We start from the raw sequence: 17366 nt of genomic DNA on the forward strand, positions 1-17366 counted from the left end.
TTGGCGCCGGGCGGCGGCGCGCGCTGATTCACGCACGGATTCAACCACGGAGCAACGTCGTTCATGTCATTCCCCCTCGAGCCGGACGGCCCCCTGTCGCGTGACGTCGCACCGCCGCAATTCGGCGTCGACGGCGAGCAGGCCGAACGCGACTGGCCGCTGATGACGCACGACGAGGTGGCGGCCATACTCGCGCGGATCGATGGTGCGGGCGAGCCGGCGCGGCTGACGTGGCACAGCCCGCGGCAGTTCGCGGCGGCGGTGCTCGTGCGGATGGCGGACGGGCGCGGATTGTTCGTCAAGCGTCATCATGCGAGCCTGCGCGATGTCGCGGGCCTCGAGGAAGAGCATCGCTTCATCGCGCATCTGCGCGAACGCGGCATCCCCGTGGTGGACGTGCTGGCCGGTCGCGACGGCGCGACCGCGTTTGCGTCCGGCGAGTGGACGTACGAGGTGCACGTGCTCGCGCCCGGCGTCGATCCGTATCGCGGCGTGATGTCGTGGCAACCGTTCATGCATCCTTCGCACGCCTACGCGGCCGGCCGCGCGCTGGCCGAGCTGCATCGCGCGTCGGCCGGTTACGCTGCGCCGGCGCGCCCCGTACGGACGCTGCTGTCGAGTTTTCGCGTGCTGTCGTCCGCCGATCTGGCCGGCGCGCTCGAACGCTGGGTCGAGGCGCAGCCGCTGCTCGTGCGTGCACTCGGTTCGCGCGACTGGCGCGGCGACGTGGCCGACGCGATCGGCCCGTATCACGCGCGCCTCGTGCCGCTGCTGACCGCGTTGCCGCCGTTGTGGACGCACGGCGACTGGCATGCGTCGAACCTGCTGTGGACCGGGGCGGGCCCCGGCGCACAGGTGCGGACCGTGCTCGATTTCGGCCTGTCGGATCGTACCTGCGCGGTGATGGACCTCGCGCTCGCGATCGAGCGCAATACGATCGACTGGATGGCGCCGGCCGATGCGCGGCGCATCGAGTACGACCAGATCGACGCGCTGCTCGACGGTTACGAAGCGCTCGAACCGCTGAACGACGACGCGTATGCCGCGCTGGTCGCGCTGCTGCCGATCGTGCATACGGAGTTCGCGCTGTCGGAAGTCGCGTATTTCGGCTGCATCATCGATGCGCCGGCGATCGTCGACATCGCGTACGACGGCTACCTGATCGGGCACGCGCGCTGGTTCGGCGAGCGCGACGGGCGGCAACTGCTCGACTGGCTCGTGCAACGCCGGCGCGCGAAACAACCCGTCACCTGATTCGCGTGCGGGGCGGCGGCCCGCGCGTGCCGAAGCCCCGAGCCTTCGCAGTCTTTCGCGCGGCCGTCGCGCCGCGCGCTCACCGAACCTTCCCGATCGTCAAAACGGGGCGCCGTCCCCGCGGGGCGCCGCGCGTCTGCGTGCGGCTGCGTCCAACATGACGGAAATATCATCTTCGCCTCATGTTCGCACTGCGGCCCGACCGTAGCATCGGTCGCAACCGTTACCGCAGAACCGAACATGCTCAAGCTCCCTCTCTCCGCGGCCGTCGCCTTCGCGATGGCCGCGACGGCGTATGCGCAGCCGTCGCTGCCGCCGCCGGCGACAGCTGCCGCCGGCAGCGCCGCACCGATCGGCGCACCGCCGTCCGACGCACGTCCCGCCCCGTCGTTGACGCTTTCCGATGCACTCGCCGTCGCGGCCCGGAACAATCCGTCGCTGCGCGGCGCGCGCGCGGACGTCGATGCGTCGGCCGGCGCGCTGCTGCAGGCCGGCGCGCGCCCCAATCCCGAAGTGTCGTTCCTGCAGGAGAGCTTCCGCAGCAACGAACGTACGTCGACCGCGCTGATCAACCAGACCATCGAACTGGGCGGCAAGCGCCGCGCGCGGCTCGACGTCGCGTCGTACGGCCGCGAGTCGGCCGGCGCGTCGCTCGACGAGCAGGGTGCGGTCGTGCGCGCCGACGTGATCGCCGCGTTCTACGGGCTGCTCGCCGCGCAGCGGCAGCTCCAGGTCACCGAGGAATCGGCCGCGATCGCCGCGCGCTCCGCGGATCTCGCGGGGCGCCGCGCGCAGGCCGGCAAGGTGTCGCCGGTCGAGGCGACGAAGGCGCAGGTGGCGGCGGCCGGCGTGCAGATCGAAGTCGTGACGGCGCGCGGCAAGGTGGACGTCGCGCGCGAGAAGCTGAACGCGGTGATGGGCGAAGCGCGCGGCGACCGGCTCGCCGTGCTCGGCGACCTCGAAACCGTGCCGCCGGTCGAGCCGCTGCCCGCGCTGACCGCGCAGCTCGACGATGCGCCGCTCGCGCGGATCGCGCGCGCCGAGATGCTGCGCTCGAACGCGGCCGTGTCGCTCGAACGTGCGAGGCGCATTCCGGACGTGACGGTCAGCGCGGGCGTGAAGCGCGTGACGACAGGCGGCGTGCCCGACAACCAGGCCGTGGTCGGCGTATCGATCCCGATTCCGCTGTTCAACACGAACAAGGGCGCGCTGCTCGAGGCGACGCACAAGGCCGAGCGCGCGAATGCCGATCTCGATCGCGAACGCATGCGCCTGCGGCTGGCGCTCACGCAAGCCTACGCGAATTTCGAGGCCGCCGAGCAGGAAGCGCAGCGGCTGAAGTTCGACATCCTGCCGGCCGCGCGCGTCGCGCTCGACGCGATGTCGCGCGGCTACGAACTCGGGAAGTTCAGCTTCCTCGACGTGCTCGATGCACAGCGCACGCTGTTCCAGGGACAGTCGCAATACGTGCGCGCGCTCGCCGACGCCCATTCGGCCCGCGCCGATATCGGCCGCCTCGTCGGCACGCCGCTCGCGGCCGTCGCGCAATAAGCGGCACTCTTACCGGAAGGATCATCATGTCACGCAGCAGAATCTTCGTTATCGCGGCGGCCGTGCTCGGCGGCGCAGGGATCGTGATCGGCGCGCTCGCCGTTACACGCGGCGGGAGCAACCCTTCGGCGCCCGCGGGCGCCGAAGCCGCGCAGCCGGCCGATGGCGCCGGCGCGCACGGCGGTGTCGTGCTGAAGCGCGGCAAGCTGTCCGTCGAGATCGTGATGACGGAAAAGCCCGGCGACGCGCGGCTCGTCGTCTATCCGTTCGTCGACGGCAAACCGGCCGACCAGGGCGTCACCGTGTCCGGCACGCTGGTGCGGTACGACCGCACGCACGAGCCGTTGCGTTTCGACGCGTCGGGCCCGAAGTTCGTGTCCGCCCAGTCGATCGCGAAGCCGCACGTGTTCGACGCGACGATCGACGTGAAGGCCGGCAGCGACGCCGCATCGTTCCCGTTCGCGCGCGCCGACGGCGCGATCGCGCTGACCGACGCGCAACTGACGGCGTCGAGGATCGCACTCGCGAAGGCCGGCCCCGCGCAGATCGCGACGCCATTCCAGCTGCCGGGCGAGATCAAGTTCAACGAGGACCGCACCGCGCACGTCGTGCCGCGCGTGGCCGGCATCGTCGAGCAGGTGTCGGTATCGCTCGGGCAGAACATCGCGAAGGGGCAGGTGCTCGCGGTGATCGCCAGCACCGACCTGGCCGACCGCCGCAGCGAACTGCTGACGGCCGAGCGCCGGCTGTCGGGCGCGCGTGCGACCTACGCGCGCGAACGGACGCTGTGGCAGGAGCGCATCTCGGCCGAGCAGGACTACCAGCAGGCGCAGGTGCAGTTGCGCGAGGCCGAGATCGCCGTGCAGAACGCGCGGCAGAAGCTCGCCGCGCTGAATGCGCCGGCCGGCGCGGGGGCATTGAACCGCTACGAACTGCGTGCGCCGTTCGCGGGCACGATCGTCGAGAAACACGCGACGCCCGGCGAGGCGATCGCCGCCGATGCGAGCCTGTTCGTGATTTCCGACCTGTCGACCGTCTGGGCCGAGATGGCCGTGCCGGCGCAGCGGCTGAACGACGTGCGCGTCGGCCGCGACGCGACCGTCAGCGCGACCGCGTTCGAATCGCGTTCGAGCGGCCCGATCGCATACGTCGGCTCGCTGCTCGGCGAACAGACGCGTACCGCGCCCGCGCGTGTCGTGCTGCCGAACCCGGACGGCGTGTGGCGCCCGGGGATGTTCGTGAACGTGTCGGTCGACGCGGGCAAGCAGGGCGTACCGCTCGCGGTCGCGAGCGAGGCGCTGCAGGATGTCGACGGCGCGCCGTCGGTGTTCGTGCGCTCGCCGAAGGGGTTCGTCGCGCAGGCCGTCGAGACGGGGCGGCGCGACGAGCGCGCGACCGAGGTGCTGAAGGGGTTGAAGCCGGGCCAGGAATACGCGGCGTCGAACAGCTTCGTGCTGAAGGCCGAACTCGGCAAGGGGAGCGCCGAACATGAATGAGCGATATGTGTGCGCCATTGCGCGGATGGCGGCCCGACTGGCGGCCCGCTTTCCGGCGCGCCGCGTGACCGGCCGGGCGGCTCGTCCGGTGCGGGCGACCGTTCCCCGTTTCAAGGAATTCCGACATGTTTGAGCGCCTGATCCGCTTTGCGATTGCGCACCGCTGGCTCGTGATGCTGGCGATCGCGGCCGTGGCCGCACTGGGCGTGTTCAGCTACCAGAAGCTGCCGATCGACGCGGTGCCCGACATCACGAACGTGCAGGTCCAGATCAACACGTCCGCGCCCGGCTATTCGCCGCTCGAGGCCGAGCAGCGCATCACCTATCCGGTCGAGACCGTGATGGCCGGGCTGCCGGGCCTCGAGCAGACGCGCTCGATCTCGCGCTACGGGCTGTCGCAGGTCACCGTGATCTTCAAGGACGGCACCGACATCTACTTTGCGCGGCAGCTCGTCAACGAGCGCATCCAGGAGGCGAAGGACAAGCTGCCGGCCGGCATCGCGCCCGCGATGGGGCCGACGTCGACGGGCCTCGGCGAGATCTACCTGTGGACCGTCGAGGCCGACGCCGGCGCGCGCAAACCCGACGGCACGCGTTATACGGCGGCCGACCTGCGCGAATTGCAGGACTGGGTGGTCCGGCCGCAGCTGCGCAACGTGCGCGGCGTGACCGAGGTCAACTCGATCGGCGGCTACGTGAAGGAGTACCGCGTCGCGCCGAACCCGGCGAAGCTGATGTCGTACGGGCTGACGCTCGCCGACGTCGTGCGCGCGCTGGAACGCAACAACGACAACGTCGGCGCCGGCTACATCGAAAAACGCGGCGAGCAGTACCTGGTGCGCGTGCCGGGCCAGGCGCGCACAGTCGACGACATCGCGAACATCGTGCTGACCAACGTCGGCGGCGTGCCGGTGCGGATGAAGGACGTCGGCGTGGTCGACATCGGCCGCGAGCTGCGTACCGGCGCCGCGACGTCGAACGGCGAGGAGGTCGTGCTCGGCACGGTCTTCATGCTGTTGGGCGAGAACAGCCGGACGGTGTCGAAGGCCGTCGCCGCGAAGATGGCGGACGTGAACCGCACGCTGCCGGCCGGCGTGAAGGCGATTCCCGTGTACGACCGCACCGTGCTCGTCGAGAAGGCCGTCGCGACGGTGAAGAAGAACCTGCTCGAAGGCGCGATCCTCGTGATCGCCGTGCTGTTCCTGTTCCTCGGCAATATCCGCGCGGCGCTGATCACCGCGCTCGTGATTCCGCTGTCGATGCTGATGACCTTCACCGGCATGGTCAACGCGAAGGTGAGCGCGAACCTGATGAGCCTGGGCGCGCTCGACTTCGGGATCATCGTCGACGGCGCGGTCGTGATCGTCGAGAACTGCGTGCGGCGGCTCGCGCATGCGCAGGCGGCGGCCGGGCGGCCGCTCACGCGCGAGGAGCGGTTCGCCGAGGTGTTCGGTGCATCGCAGGAAGCGCGCCGCGCGCTGATCTTCGGGCAACTGATCATCATGGTCGTGTACCTGCCGATCTTTGCGCTGACCGGCGTCGAAGGCAAGATGTTCCACCCGATGGCGATCACCGTCGTGATGGCGCTCGCCGCCGCGATGGTGCTGACCGTCACGTTCATCCCCGCGGCCGTCGCGCTGTTCATCGGCGAGCGGGTCGAGGAGAAGGAGAACCGGCTGATGGGCTGGGCGCGGCGCGCGTACGAACCGGTGCTTGCCGCGTTCATGATGCGCCCGGCGCGCGTGATGATCGGCGCCGGCGCGATCGTGCTGGTCACGCTCGGGTTGGCCACGCGGCTCGGCAGCGAGTTCATCCCGAGCCTCAACGAAGGCGACCTGGCCGTCTCCGCGCTGCGGATTCCCGGCACGAGCCTGTCGCAGTCGGTGGAGATGCAGAAATCGATCGAGAAGACGCTGAAGGCGCGCTTCCCCGAGATCGAGCGCGTGTTCGCGCGCACCGGCACGGCCGAGATCGCGGCCGACCCGATGCCGCCGAACCTGTCGGACGGCTACATCATGCTGAAGCCGGCCGACCGGTGGCCCGACCCGAAGAAGCCGCGCGACCAACTGGTGCGCGAGATCGAGGCCGCGCTCGCCGCGCTGCCGGGCAATGCGTACGAGTTCTCGCAGCCGATCCAGCTGCGCTTCAACGAACTGATCTCGGGCGTGCGCAGCGACGTCGCGGTGAAGATCTTCGGCGACGACATGGCCGTGCTGAACCAGACCGGCGAGCAGATCGCGGCCGCGCTGCGGAAGGTGCCGGGCGCGTCGGAGGTGAAGGTCGAGCAGACGACCGGGCTGCCGGTGCTGACCGTCAACCTCGACCGCGACAAGCTCGCGCGCTACGGCGTGAGCGTCGCCGACCTGCAGGACTCGGTGGCCGCGGCCGTCGGCGGGCAGAAGGCCGGCACGCTGTTCCAGGGCGACCGCCGCTTCGACATCGTCGTGCGGCTGCCCGACGAGCTGCGTTCCGACATCGAGGCGATCAAGCGGCTGCCGATCGCGCTGCCCGCGCCGGCGGCGGGCGCCAGCGGGCCGATTGCGGCGGCGCCGTACGTGCCGCTCGCGGAGCTCGCGACGATCGACGTCGCGCCGGGCCCGAACCAGATCAGCCGCGAGGACGGCAAGCGGCGCGTCGTCGTCAGCGCGAACGTACGCGGCCGCGACGTCGGCTCGTTCGTCGCCGATGCGCGCGAGCAGCTGCAGCAGGACGTGCGCGTGCCGGCCGGTTACTGGGTGTCGTGGGGCGGCCAGTTCGAGCAGCTGCAGAGCGCGAGCGAGCGCCTGAAGCTCGTCGTGCCGCTCGCGCTGTTCATGGTGTTCGTGCTGCTGTTCGTGATGTTCAACAACGTGAAGGACGGGCTGCTCGTGTTCACCGGCATTCCGTTCGCGCTGAGCGGCGGCGTGGTGTCGCTGTGGCTGCGCGGGATTCCGCTGTCGATCACGGCGGCGGTCGGCTTCATCGCGCTGTCGGGCGTCGCCGTGCTCAACGGTCTCGTGATGATCTCGTTCATCCGCAACCTGCGCGACGAGGGGATGCCGCTCGACGCCGCGGTGCGCGACGGCGCGCTGACGCGGCTGCGGCCGGTGCTGATGACCGCGCTCGTCGCGTCGCTCGGCTTCCTGCCGATGGCGTTCGCGACCGGCACCGGCGCCGAGGTGCAGCGGCCGCTCGCGACGGTCGTGATCGGCGGTATCCTGTCGTCCACGGCGCTGACGCTGCTGGTGCTGCCTGTGCTGTACCGCGTCAGCCATGCGGTGTCGTGGCGCGCCGCGTTTCGCGGCGGCCTCGGTGCGGGCGTGCTGCGCCGGCTGGGTTTCTTCAAGGGTCATGCGTGATGCGAATTCTGATTGTCGAGGATGAACCGAAGACGGGCGCGTATCTGCGCAAGGGTCTCACCGAGGCCGGCTATGTCGTCGACTGGGTCGAGGACGGCATCACGGGCCAGCATCAGGCCGAGACCGAGGAGTACGACCTGCTCGTGCTCGACGTGATGCTGCCCGGCCAGGATGGCTGGACGCTGCTGCAGAACCTGCGGCGCAGCAAGTCGACGCCGGTGCTGTTCCTCACCGCGCGCGACGATGTCGGCGATCGCGTGAAGGGGCTCGAGCTTGGCGCCGACGACTATCTCGCGAAGCCGTTCGACTTCGTCGAGCTGACCGCGCGCATCAAGTCGATCCTGCGGCGCGGCCAGCCGCGCGACTCGAACACGCTGCGCGTGGCCGATCTCGAACTCGACCTGACGCGCCGCAAGGCCACGCGGCAGGGCGACACGATCCTGCTGACCGCGAAGGAGTTCGCGCTGCTGTGGCTGCTGATGCGCCGCGAAGGCGAAATCCTGCCGCGCGCGACGATCGCGTCGCAAGTGTGGGACATGAACTTCAACAGCGACACGAACGTCGTCGATTCGGCGATCAGGCGGCTGCGCTCGAAGATCGACGACGCGTACGAGCCGAAACTGATCCACACGGTGCGCGGCATGGGCTACGTGCTCGAAGCGCGCGGCGGCGCGGCCGCATGATCGCGCATCTGCTGCCGCGTACGCTGCGCGGACGCCTGACCGCGCTGATCATCCTGTCGACGTCGGTGATCCTCGCGTCGAGCGGTGTTGCGCTCTACGAGGCGCTGAGCAATCGCGTCGAAACGACGGCGGCCGAGCAGATGGCCGGCACGTCCGCCGCGCTGGGCGCCCACCTGGCCGGGGTGCGCACGCCGGCCGACGTCGCGCGCAACGCCGACATCTGGATCGACCAGTTGCACGGCCATCCGAACATGGATCTCGCGATCTTCGACGCCACGGGCACGCGCCTGGTCGGCACGCCCGGTTTCCGCCCGTATGCACCGCTGATGTCGCTGGAGGCCGGGCGCGTGCCGGTCGGCATCGCGCCGCCCGGCGCGCGGCACCAGTACCTCGTGACGAACGTGCCGCTCGCCGGCGCGGGGGCCGGTGGCCCGGTGGTGCGCGTCGCGGTGCAGTACGACCGCAGCGCCGACCTGCTGCTGCTGCGCACGCATGCCTATACGATCGTCGTGATCGAGGTGTTCGGCGTGGTGCTCGCCGCCGCGATGGCCTACGGTATCGCCGCGCTCGGCTTGAGCCCGCTGCGGCGGTTCGCGGCGCGGGCCGAGCAGATGTCGACGAGCCGGCTCGCGCATCCGCTGCCGGAACTCGATACGTCCGGCGAGCTGAAGGAACTCGAGCATGCGTTCAACGGCATGCTCGAACGTCTGAACGAGTCGTTCACGCGGCTGAGCCAGTTCTCGTCGAATCTCGCGCACGACATGCGCACGCCGCTCACGAACCTGCAGGCGGCCGCGCAGGTCGTGCTGTCGCAGCCGCGCGGCGCGGACGAATACCGGAGCGTGATCGAGTCGAGTATCGACGAATACCAGCGGCTGTCGCGGATGATCGAGGACATGCTGTTTCTCGCGCGCTCGGAACAGGCCGGCACGTCGATCGGCGTGCGGCGCCTGAATGCGGCCGAGGAGGCGGAGCGGGTGGCCGGCTACTACGAGCCGCTTGCGGAGGACGAGGGCGTGACGGTGAAGGTCGATGGCCACGCGTGGGTCGACGCGGACCTCACGCTGTACCAGCGTGCGCTGAGCAACCTGCTGTCCAATGCGCTGACCTATGCGCCGCGCGGCAGCGTCGTGACGATCGATTGCGTCGAGCAGGGCGGCGCGACGACGATCGCCGTGTCGGATACAGGGCCCGGCATCGCGGCCGAGCATGTCGGGCGGATCTTCGAGCGCTTCTATCGTGTCGATCCGTCACGGCACAATTCCGCGTCGGGCACCGGGCTCGGCCTCGCGATCGTCCGGTCGATCATGGACAATCACGGCGGCGAATGCGGCGTCGACAGCGATCCCGGCCGCCGCACGACGTTCTGGCTGCGCTTTCCGCGCCGGCCGGCCGAGCCGAACCGGCCGGCGGCCATCGGCACCTGACAGCGCGGGCGGGCACGTTCGCGCGTTCGCCCGGTGGTGGCCGCGCGCGGCGTGCTGCCCGCACGCGTGTGGCCGAGCGTCATTGCCGTGCGGTCAGGTTGTCGTGGTTGTCGGTCTGCGGCTTTTTCTCGCCGCCGTGCACCGAAATCCCGTGAAGCTCCTTGTTGCGCGCGACGATCTCGCCGGTCGGCGGGTATTGTGTCTTGCCCGTCGGCACGACGCCGTCGTGCTGCGCCTGCTTCAGTTCGTTGACGACCTGCGTGCGGCTCTTGCCCTGCGGTTGCGTTTGCGCGAACGCGGCCTGCGTGGCCATGCCGAGCGACAGCGTGGCGGTGACGAACAGTGCTGCGAGTTTTGCCGTTTTCATCGAGTGTTCTCCTTGATCAGGTCGCCGGGTGGCGAACCATGGACCCAGTATGCGAAAGCGGCCGTGCGTCATCGTGATCGCGAGATGAAAAAAACGTCAGATTGCGCGAGCAGGCAGCGTGCCGTCGGGATCCGGCCGGCATGACGCAACCGTCATGTTCGCGTCATGGGCGCGACGAGCGGGAAGCGGAACATGAAGCCTGCCGATGGCCGACGTGGCCGGCGGCATGCGTGCCGTTCGCGACAGCAGCATGGAAAGCGGGCGGTCCTGTTCAGACTTTCATTCCGGATCAAAAAGTGCATCGTCCCGCCATCCGTCTAGCCTTGATCGCAGTCCTGATCGTCCCGCTGTTCGCGGGCTGCGTGTCGACACGTTCCGGCACGACCGAGGCCAGGCCCACCGCTGCGCGCAAGCCGGTGCCGGCCGACCTGATGCCCGGCGAGCAGATCGACTATGCGGGCCACCGCTGCGGCAATCCGAATCTGTACGTGAAAACGCATCCGTGCCTGTTCCCGCGACCCGATCCCGCACCGTGATCGTCCGGCTGGCAACAAAAAAAGGCCCGGTACTCAGCGAGTCCGGGCCTAATGCGTGATCGTGCCGTGCGGCAGCGACCCGCTGCGTGGGTGGTAACGGGCGCGGCCCGTCACGTCTTCGATCGTAGCGGCGCGATGCGTCGCGAACCTGATCGCAACATGAAATTTCCGTCACGTTGCGCGCATGGATGGCGACCGCGATCAGAACCGGTGCCGCAACCCGAGATTGACGATGCCCTGCGTGCGCGTGCCGCCATAGCCGTACGAGCCGATCGATGCCTGCGCCGTTTGCGTGCCGCCGTCGAGCGTGCGCTGTTCGCCGTTCGCACGCTGCCAGGCGCCGACCGCATAGAGATCGGTGCGCTTCGACAGCATGTAGTCGGCGCCGGCGGACACCTGGTGGTAGGTGGCGCTCGTATCGCCGCGGGCGCGCGTGTAGCTGTAACCGACGCCGACGAGCAGGCCGGGCGTCGCCTGGAAGTTGAAGAAACCGCGCGCGGTGTCGTATTTCTGCGTGCTGCGGAACGCGGACATCGCATCGGCCTTGTACTGCGCATTGCTGTAATCGATGCCGACCGCGAACGGCGCGAAGTTGTAGCGCAACGCGCCGCGCGCGATGTCGATCGATTTCGCGGAGAGGTAACCGCCGTTGACCAGCGATCCGTCGAACGTGCCGTCCGACGTGCCGTTCCAGCTGGTCCGGATGCCGTTCTCGAGCGACGAGCGGTTGGCTGCGGAGTAGTAGCCGCCCGCGACGTCGAGCGGGCCGTAGCTGTACGACAGGCCGGCCGACCAGGTCTGGCCCGCGCCGCTCTTGCCGGCCACGCCGCCGAGCGCATACATGCCGACGAACTGGAAACCGCCGATCACGGGCGACGTGTATTTCACGGCGTTGTCGGTGCGCGACGACGTGTCGTAGTTGTCGACGTCGCCGGGCGTCGCGTACACGCTGCCGAAATAGAAATCGCCGGTCACGGGCCAGGCGACGTCCGCGAGCGCGTCGTACTGGCGGCCGAGCGTCAAGGTGCCCCAGCGTGCGCTTTCCAGGCCGACGAACGCCTGCCGGCCGAACATCCGGTTGCCTTGCCCGAGCGCGCCCGTGTTCGGATTGAAGCCGTTTTCCAGCGTGAAGATCGCTTTCAGGCCGCCGCCCAGATCCTCGGCGCCTTTCAGCCCGAAACGGTTGCCGAGCAGGTTGCCGTTGCCGAGGCCGACGAGGTTCCTGCCGTCGGCATTGGCGTTCCACACATAGGTCAGCGACGTATCGAACAGGCCGTAGAGGCTGACTTCCGCGGCATGGGCCGGTTGGGCGGTCGCGAGCAGCGCCCCCGAGAGCATGGCGAGCCGAACTGGATATTTCATGGTGCTTCCCCTGAAGTTCAAGATGATCGTTTCGCGCATCGTTCGACTCCGGTGCCCGGGCTTGCGGCGGCGGCCCGGAATATCGCGATCGCGCTGGCGATTCTGGAAAGCGTTCGGATTGTGGAGGTGAGGGACAAATGAGAAAAATGTCATCGCGGTGTCATGCACGCCCGAACATTCGAATTATTTAATGTGCACTGCGATGCAGAAGTCGTTCGCATGGTGACGAAACCGTCATGCGGCGATCACGCATCCGCACCAGCGCGGGATCAAAGTGAAGGCACCTGTCACGCCTTTTCAGCAAGGAGCACACCCCATGAACATTCCGCGCCCGATGATCGTCGCCGTCGTTGCCGCACTGTCGGCCGCAGCCCTCTCGCAGACCGTGTCGGCACAGCCGAAGAGTCGTCAGGAAGTGGTTCGGGAACTGGTGCGCGCGCGTCACGACGGCGTGATCCCGAGCCCGAATCACGACTATCCGGCGAGCCCGGCCGTTGTCGCGCGCAATCGGGAAATCCATCGTTCGACGGTGCATCGCGGCGAGAAAGCGCCGATGGTCGATGCGCACGACAACGGTTTCGCGGTGCTTTGATCAACGATTCACGGCCGGCCGGGGCCGTATCCGTCGGCCGGCTTCATCCATGCAGAGGAGCGAGTCATGCGTCATATCGCGAAAGGAATCGTGCTGGCGGGGTGCCTGATGACGACGGCTGCGATGGCGGCCGGCTGGCCCGAGCGTGCGCTGTCGCACGCGCCCGCCCACGACGTCGGCCCGCGGGCGAACGAGCGGATGCGGTGCGAATTCGCGGCCGTGCCTGCCGGCGCGTGGACGGCAACGTTCACGCAGGGGCAATGCGAGGTCGACAACGGGCGACTGACGTTCGTGCCGGCCGAAGCGGGGAGCGGGGCGGCTGCGACGGAGAGGCGTATCGTGCTCGGCGAGGTCCGTACCGCGTCGCATCAGTCGCGCAAGTTGAAGGAACAACTGCAGTTGACGACGCGCGACACGGTCATCGCGCTGAACGTGCTGACCGACGACGGCAGCCGCAAGTCGCGCGAACATGCGATCGACCTGTGGACTGCGTTGCGCAACGAGGGCGTCACGCCCGCGAATGGCACGCGCGTCGTCGATACGTATCCGGCCGGCGCGACGACGTGGTAGCCGCCGCGTGCGGCTTATCCCGCCTTGACCGACCCTTCGATCAGGAAGAACACGATGAAGCCGATGAAGAACGCGGCCGTCGCGAACGGCGTTTCGGGCACCTCGTGCGCTTCGACGAGCAGTTCCTCGGTCACGAGGTACAGCAGCGCGACGGTGCCGAGCCCCAGCAGGGCCGCGTAGATGTTCGCCGGCAGGCCGGCGAATGCCGCATTGCCGGCCACGGCCGAGAGGCTCAGCAGTGCGGCCAGCCCGACCGGCACGACGATCGACAGCGTCCGGCCGATGCCTGCCGCGGCAAGCGCCGCGCTGACCGACAGCGCGAGGAACAACACTTCGAGCGTCAGCGCGACGGTCAGGATGATGCCGCTTTCGTCGCTGGCGGAGAACGCGATGCCGAGCACGAGGCCGTCGACGACGAGGTCGATCGCGGTAACGATGATCAGGCTCACGGGCAGCCGCGCGTCCTCGAAGCGTGCCTCGATCGTGCCCGACAGCGCGCGGATCGCGAGCATCAGCGCGAGGCCGAGCACGAACCCGACGACGACCGGAAACAGCGCATGCGCGCGGTCCTGCGGCAGCAGTTCGAGCGCCGCGGCCGCGAACACGATGCCGCCGGTGAAATGCTGGATGACGCTCGACGTTTTCGGGCCGGGCGCCCGCCATGCGGCCGCAAGCGCGCCGAAACAGGCCGCCAGCACGGGCGGTAAGGTGAGCAGCGCAAGCTTCGCGGTCGGTGTCATGGGGCCTCTCGGTCGGTCGGCGTGCCGCGCGGGAGCGGCATTGCACGGATCGTACGTGCCGGGCTGTGCCGCGGCATCAACCGGGGATTGAACACCTTGAAGCCGCTTCAGAGTCAAGCGGCTTGATCCAGGGCGCACCGGCCAGCCGGCACGCCCGTTCGCGTCAAAGCTGCGCGAGCGCCTGGTCGAGGTCGGCGAGCAGGTCGTCGATATGCTCGATACCGATCGACAGTCGCACCGTTTCTTCCTTCACGCCGGCCTTCGCGAGTTCGGCGGGCGACAGTTGCCGGTGCGTCGTCGAGGCCGGGTGCGTCGCGAGCGACTTCGTGTCGCCGATGTTGACGAGTCGCGTGAACAGCTTCAGCGCGTCCTGGAACTTCGCGCCGCCGTCGCGGCCGCCCTTCACGCCGAACGTCAGGATGCCCGGCGCGCGGCCCGACAGGTAGCGGGCGACGAGTGCGTGGTCGGGGTGATCGGGCAGGCCCGCATAGTTCACCCATTCGACGTGTTCGTGGCGCGCGAGATGCCGCGCGATCTTCAGCGCGTTGTCGCTGATCCGCTCGATGCGCAGCGCCAGCGTCTCGATGCCCTGCAGGATCTGGAACGCGTTGAACGGCGAGATCGCCGCGCCCATGTTGCGCAGCGGCACGACGCGCGCGCGGCCGATGTACGCGGCCGGCCCGAACGCTTCCGTATAGACGACGCCGTGGTAGCTGACGTCCGGCTCGTTCAGCCGCTTGAAGCGGTCGGCGTGTTCGGCCCACGGAAACTTGCCCGCATCCACGATCGCGCCGCCGAGGCTCGTGCCGTGCCCGCCGAGATACTTCGTCAGCGAGTGCACGACGATGTCCGCGCCGTGCTCGAACGGGCGCAGCAGGTACGGCGACGGCACCGTGTTGTCGACGATCAGCGGAATGCCGTGCCGATGCGCGACGTCCGCGAGCGCGGCGATGTCGGTGACGTTGCCGAGCGGGTTGCCGACCGATTCCGCGAAGATCGCCTTCGTGCGCGCGTCGATCAGCGGTTCGAACGACGCGGGGTCGCGCGGGTCGGCGAAGCGCGTGGTGATCCCGTATTGCGGCAGCGTATGTGCGAACAGGTTGTAGGTGCCGCCGTACAGCGAACTCGCGGACACGATGTTGTCGCCGGCTTCCGCGATCGTCTGGATCGCGTACGTGACGGCGGACTGCCCCGATGCAAGCGCCAGCGCGCCGATGCCGCCCTCGAGCGCGGCGATCCGCTGCTCGAGCACGTCCGTCGTCGGGTTCATGATGCGCGTGTAGATGTTGCCCTGGACCTTCAGGTCGAACAGGTCGGCACCGTGCTGCGTGTCGTCGAATGCGTACGCAACGGTCTGGTAGATCGGGACGGCGACCGCGCGCGTGGTCGGGTCGGGGCGATAACCGCCGTGCACGGCGATCGTTTCGAGGCGCCAGTTCGGCTTGGTCTGATCGGTCATGGGTGCTCCGCTTGTTGTTGTGAAGGTCGAGGGGGCCTGCCGTCCGGCGATTATAGGAGCACGTGCGCTGCGGTTCTTAGAACGAATGGTGGGTTGCTTATGCGAGCGTCGCGCATAGAATGCTTTCTCCGCAGACGAAAGGTGCGCGATGGATCAGGATCGGTGGAACCAGGTGGATGCGTATTTCTCCGCGACGCTCGTGCCGTCGGACGACGCGCTCGACGCCGCGCTGGCGGCGAGCGACGCGGCTGGGCTGCCGGCGATCAACGTCGCGCCGAACCAGGGCAAGCTGCTGCAGTTGCTGGCGACGATCCGCGGCGCGCGGCGGATTCTCGAAGTCGGTACGCTCGGCGGCTACAGCACGATCTGGCTCGCGCGCGCGTTGCCGCCCGGCGGCACGCTCGTGACGCTCGAACTGAACCCCGCGCATGCGAAGGTCGCGACGCAGAACATCGCGCGCGCCGGGTTCGCGTCGGTCGTGTCGGTGGTGGTCGGCAACGCGAAGGACAGCCTCGCGCGGCTCGTCGACGCCGGCGAGGCGCCGTTCGATTTCGTCTTCATCGATGCGGACAAGGACAACAACGCGGTCTATCTCGACGCGGTGCTGAAGCTGTCGCGGCCCGGCACGGTGATCGTCGTCGACAACGTGGTGCGGGGCGGGCGCGTGGCCGATCCGGACAATCGCGAGCCCGACGTGATCGGCGTGCGCGACGGGTTCGCGCGCCTCGTGGCCGAGCCGGCGCTCACGACGACGGCCGTGCAGACGGTCGGGCAGAAGGGCTGGGACGGCTTCTCGATCTCGATCGTCGGCGCGTGACCGGATGCGTCAGTGCGCGCTTGCGGTCGCGTCGGCGCGCCGATACAGGCGCGGCCACTGGTCCTGGAACAGGCCGTTGCAGGTGCCATGCGTCGCGATGTCGGCGAGCTGGAAGCGCCGGCCGTCGAAGATCCACGACGCGGTCGACCCGCAATCGCCGGCACTGCGCAACCGGACCTTGCTCGACAGCATCGCGCTGGCCGGATCGTAGCCGGCGTCGGTCAGTTCGTTCGGGAAAGACGCCGAATCGAGCCCCGCATTCGCGTTCTCGCCGAAGTTCATGGCCGTCGGCGTGTACGGTGCGGTGCGGCGAATGCGATACCACAGGTCGGTGTGGTTATACATGCTGCTGGTCTGGCACGGGATCGCGACGAGCGCCTCGTCGGCCGAGATCGCGACGGCGGTCGACGCCTTCCTGCGATCGCTCGCCGACATTTCGTCTTCGACATCGGCCGCGCACTGCTTCACGTCGGCGCCGAATTTCGCGAGCACCGCGTCGACGAGCGGGCGCTGTTCGGCGGCCGACAGGTTCGCGACGGGCGGCGGCGCCGGCGTGACGGCGGGCGGGAGCGCCGGCGCGAGCGGGACCGACGACGCGGGCCGGGTGCCCGGGCGCAGCAGCGCGGTGACGGTGCCGACGCGGCCCTGCGTATCGTCGATCAGCAGCAGCGCGGCATTCAACCCCGACAACGGCGTGCGTGCGGTGTGCGCGGAAGCCGGATCGCCGAAGCTCAGCGCCTGTGCATTGCGCGATGCAGACAGCCACGCGGCGACCGTTGCCGGATCGTTCGTGCGGATCCGGAACGGGTGTGCCTGGTCGTCGTTCGGGTCGCCGAAGGCATGCCATTGGGCCGGCACCGCATCGAACGGGCGGCCGTCGACGCGTGCGGTACGCAAGTCCAGCGGTGCCGACGCGTAGAGGTCGAGCGACGGTTGCGCATCGGGGCCGGCATCGCGCGTCACGCGCAGGATCAGGCTGGGGCGTGCATCGTCGGTATCGTCGGCGTGACTCTCCGCGATGCAGCGATTGCCGTTGTCGCAGACGACCGACCAGCTCTTGAAGTCACGCTCGACCGGCGGCCGCGCGAGCGGACGAGCCTGCGTGACGATCGGGGAAACGGCGAGGAGCACGGCGAGGGCAAGCGGAAAACGGTGCGACATGACGGTTCGTATC

General features: G+C 68.9%; 15 protein-coding genes. 10 read left to right on the forward strand and 5 right to left on the reverse strand.

Annotated features, from left to right (window positions below):
- Nucleotides 1-63 precede the first annotated feature (63 nt).
- The 6 genes from G3N62_RS01925 (at nt 64) to G3N62_RS01950 (ending at nt 9749) form a co-directional block, all read left to right on the forward strand.
- Nucleotides 64-1254, forward strand: a complete 1191-nt coding sequence (locus G3N62_RS01925) for a phosphotransferase (RefSeq protein ID WP_124668767.1) — start codon at nt 64-66, stop codon at nt 1252-1254.
- 240 nt (nt 1255-1494) lie between these two features.
- The gene (locus G3N62_RS01930; protein ID WP_124668768.1) at nt 1495-2805 is read left to right on the forward strand and encodes a TolC family protein; all 1311 of its coding nucleotides are present in this window, start codon (nt 1495-1497) and stop codon (nt 2803-2805) included.
- 26 nt (nt 2806-2831) lie between these two features.
- Entirely contained in the window at nt 2832-4301 is a 1470-nt protein-coding gene (locus G3N62_RS01935) for an efflux RND transporter periplasmic adaptor subunit (protein WP_185733013.1), read from the forward strand.
- A gap of 125 nt (nt 4302-4426) precedes the next feature.
- Nucleotides 4427-7639, forward strand: coding sequence for a CusA/CzcA family heavy metal efflux RND transporter (locus G3N62_RS01940; protein ID WP_124668769.1), 3213 nt, complete (start codon nt 4427-4429; stop codon nt 7637-7639).
- The gene (gene irlR / locus G3N62_RS01945; RefSeq protein ID WP_006490455.1) at nt 7639-8322 is read left to right on the forward strand and encodes a heavy metal response regulator transcription factor IrlR; all 684 of its coding nucleotides are present in this window, start codon (nt 7639-7641) and stop codon (nt 8320-8322) included. Before G3N62_RS01940 ends, irlR begins: the two co-directional genes overlap by 1 nt.
- A complete protein-coding gene (locus tag G3N62_RS01950; protein WP_034185586.1) occupies nt 8319-9749 on the forward strand; it encodes a heavy metal sensor histidine kinase in 1431 nt (476 codons plus the stop codon). The genes irlR and G3N62_RS01950 overlap by 4 nt, the downstream gene beginning before the upstream one ends.
- A gap of 79 nt (nt 9750-9828) precedes the next feature.
- Here the strand turns inward: G3N62_RS01950 and G3N62_RS01955 are convergent, their stop codons facing one another.
- Nucleotides 9829-10116 (reverse strand): DUF4148 domain-containing protein, encoded by a 288-nt coding sequence (locus G3N62_RS01955; RefSeq protein ID WP_034185587.1) that lies wholly within the window; start codon nt 10114-10116, stop codon nt 9829-9831.
- Between the two features lie 140 nt (nt 10117-10256).
- On the opposite strand from G3N62_RS01955, the gene G3N62_RS01960 reads away from it, so the two are divergent.
- The gene (locus G3N62_RS01960) at nt 10257-10652 is read left to right on the forward strand and encodes a hypothetical protein (RefSeq protein WP_226226888.1); all 396 of its coding nucleotides are present in this window, start codon (nt 10257-10259) and stop codon (nt 10650-10652) included.
- Between the two features lie 201 nt (nt 10653-10853).
- Here G3N62_RS01960 and G3N62_RS01965 read toward each other — a convergent pair whose 3' ends face one another.
- Nucleotides 10854-12014: a porin gene (locus tag G3N62_RS01965; protein WP_124668770.1), complete on the reverse strand. Its 1161-nt coding sequence runs from the start codon at nt 12012-12014 to the stop codon at nt 10854-10856.
- A gap of 316 nt (nt 12015-12330) precedes the next feature.
- On the opposite strand from G3N62_RS01965, the gene G3N62_RS01970 reads away from it, so the two are divergent.
- Entirely contained in the window at nt 12331-12606 is a 276-nt protein-coding gene (locus G3N62_RS01970; protein WP_034185589.1) for a DUF4148 domain-containing protein, read from the forward strand.
- 66 nt (nt 12607-12672) lie between these two features.
- A complete protein-coding gene (locus tag G3N62_RS01975; RefSeq protein ID WP_124668771.1) occupies nt 12673-13176 on the forward strand; it encodes a hypothetical protein in 504 nt (167 codons plus the stop codon).
- A gap of 14 nt (nt 13177-13190) precedes the next feature.
- On the opposite strand, the gene G3N62_RS01980 is transcribed toward G3N62_RS01975, so the two are convergent.
- Both G3N62_RS01980 and G3N62_RS01985 read right to left on the reverse strand, forming a co-directional pair.
- Nucleotides 13191-13916, reverse strand: a complete 726-nt coding sequence (locus G3N62_RS01980) for a hypothetical protein (RefSeq protein WP_034185591.1) — start codon at nt 13914-13916, stop codon at nt 13191-13193.
- A gap of 163 nt (nt 13917-14079) precedes the next feature.
- Nucleotides 14080-15375: an aminotransferase class I/II-fold pyridoxal phosphate-dependent enzyme gene (locus G3N62_RS01985; RefSeq protein WP_034185592.1), complete on the reverse strand. Its 1296-nt coding sequence runs from the start codon at nt 15373-15375 to the stop codon at nt 14080-14082.
- 148 nt (nt 15376-15523) lie between these two features.
- Between G3N62_RS01985 and G3N62_RS01990 the strand changes: the two genes are divergently transcribed.
- Nucleotides 15524-16192, forward strand: coding sequence for an O-methyltransferase (locus G3N62_RS01990; RefSeq protein ID WP_124668772.1), 669 nt, complete (start codon nt 15524-15526; stop codon nt 16190-16192).
- A gap of 9 nt (nt 16193-16201) precedes the next feature.
- Here G3N62_RS01990 and G3N62_RS01995 read toward each other — a convergent pair whose 3' ends face one another.
- Entirely contained in the window at nt 16202-17353 is a 1152-nt protein-coding gene (locus G3N62_RS01995; RefSeq protein WP_185733014.1) for a DUF1176 domain-containing protein, read from the reverse strand.
- Between the last annotated feature and the right edge of the window lie 13 nt (nt 17354-17366).

Source organism: Burkholderia sp. Tr-20355 (assembly GCF_017104685.1).
GTDB classification, from domain to species: domain Bacteria; phylum Pseudomonadota; class Gammaproteobacteria; order Burkholderiales; family Burkholderiaceae; genus Burkholderia; species Burkholderia seminalis.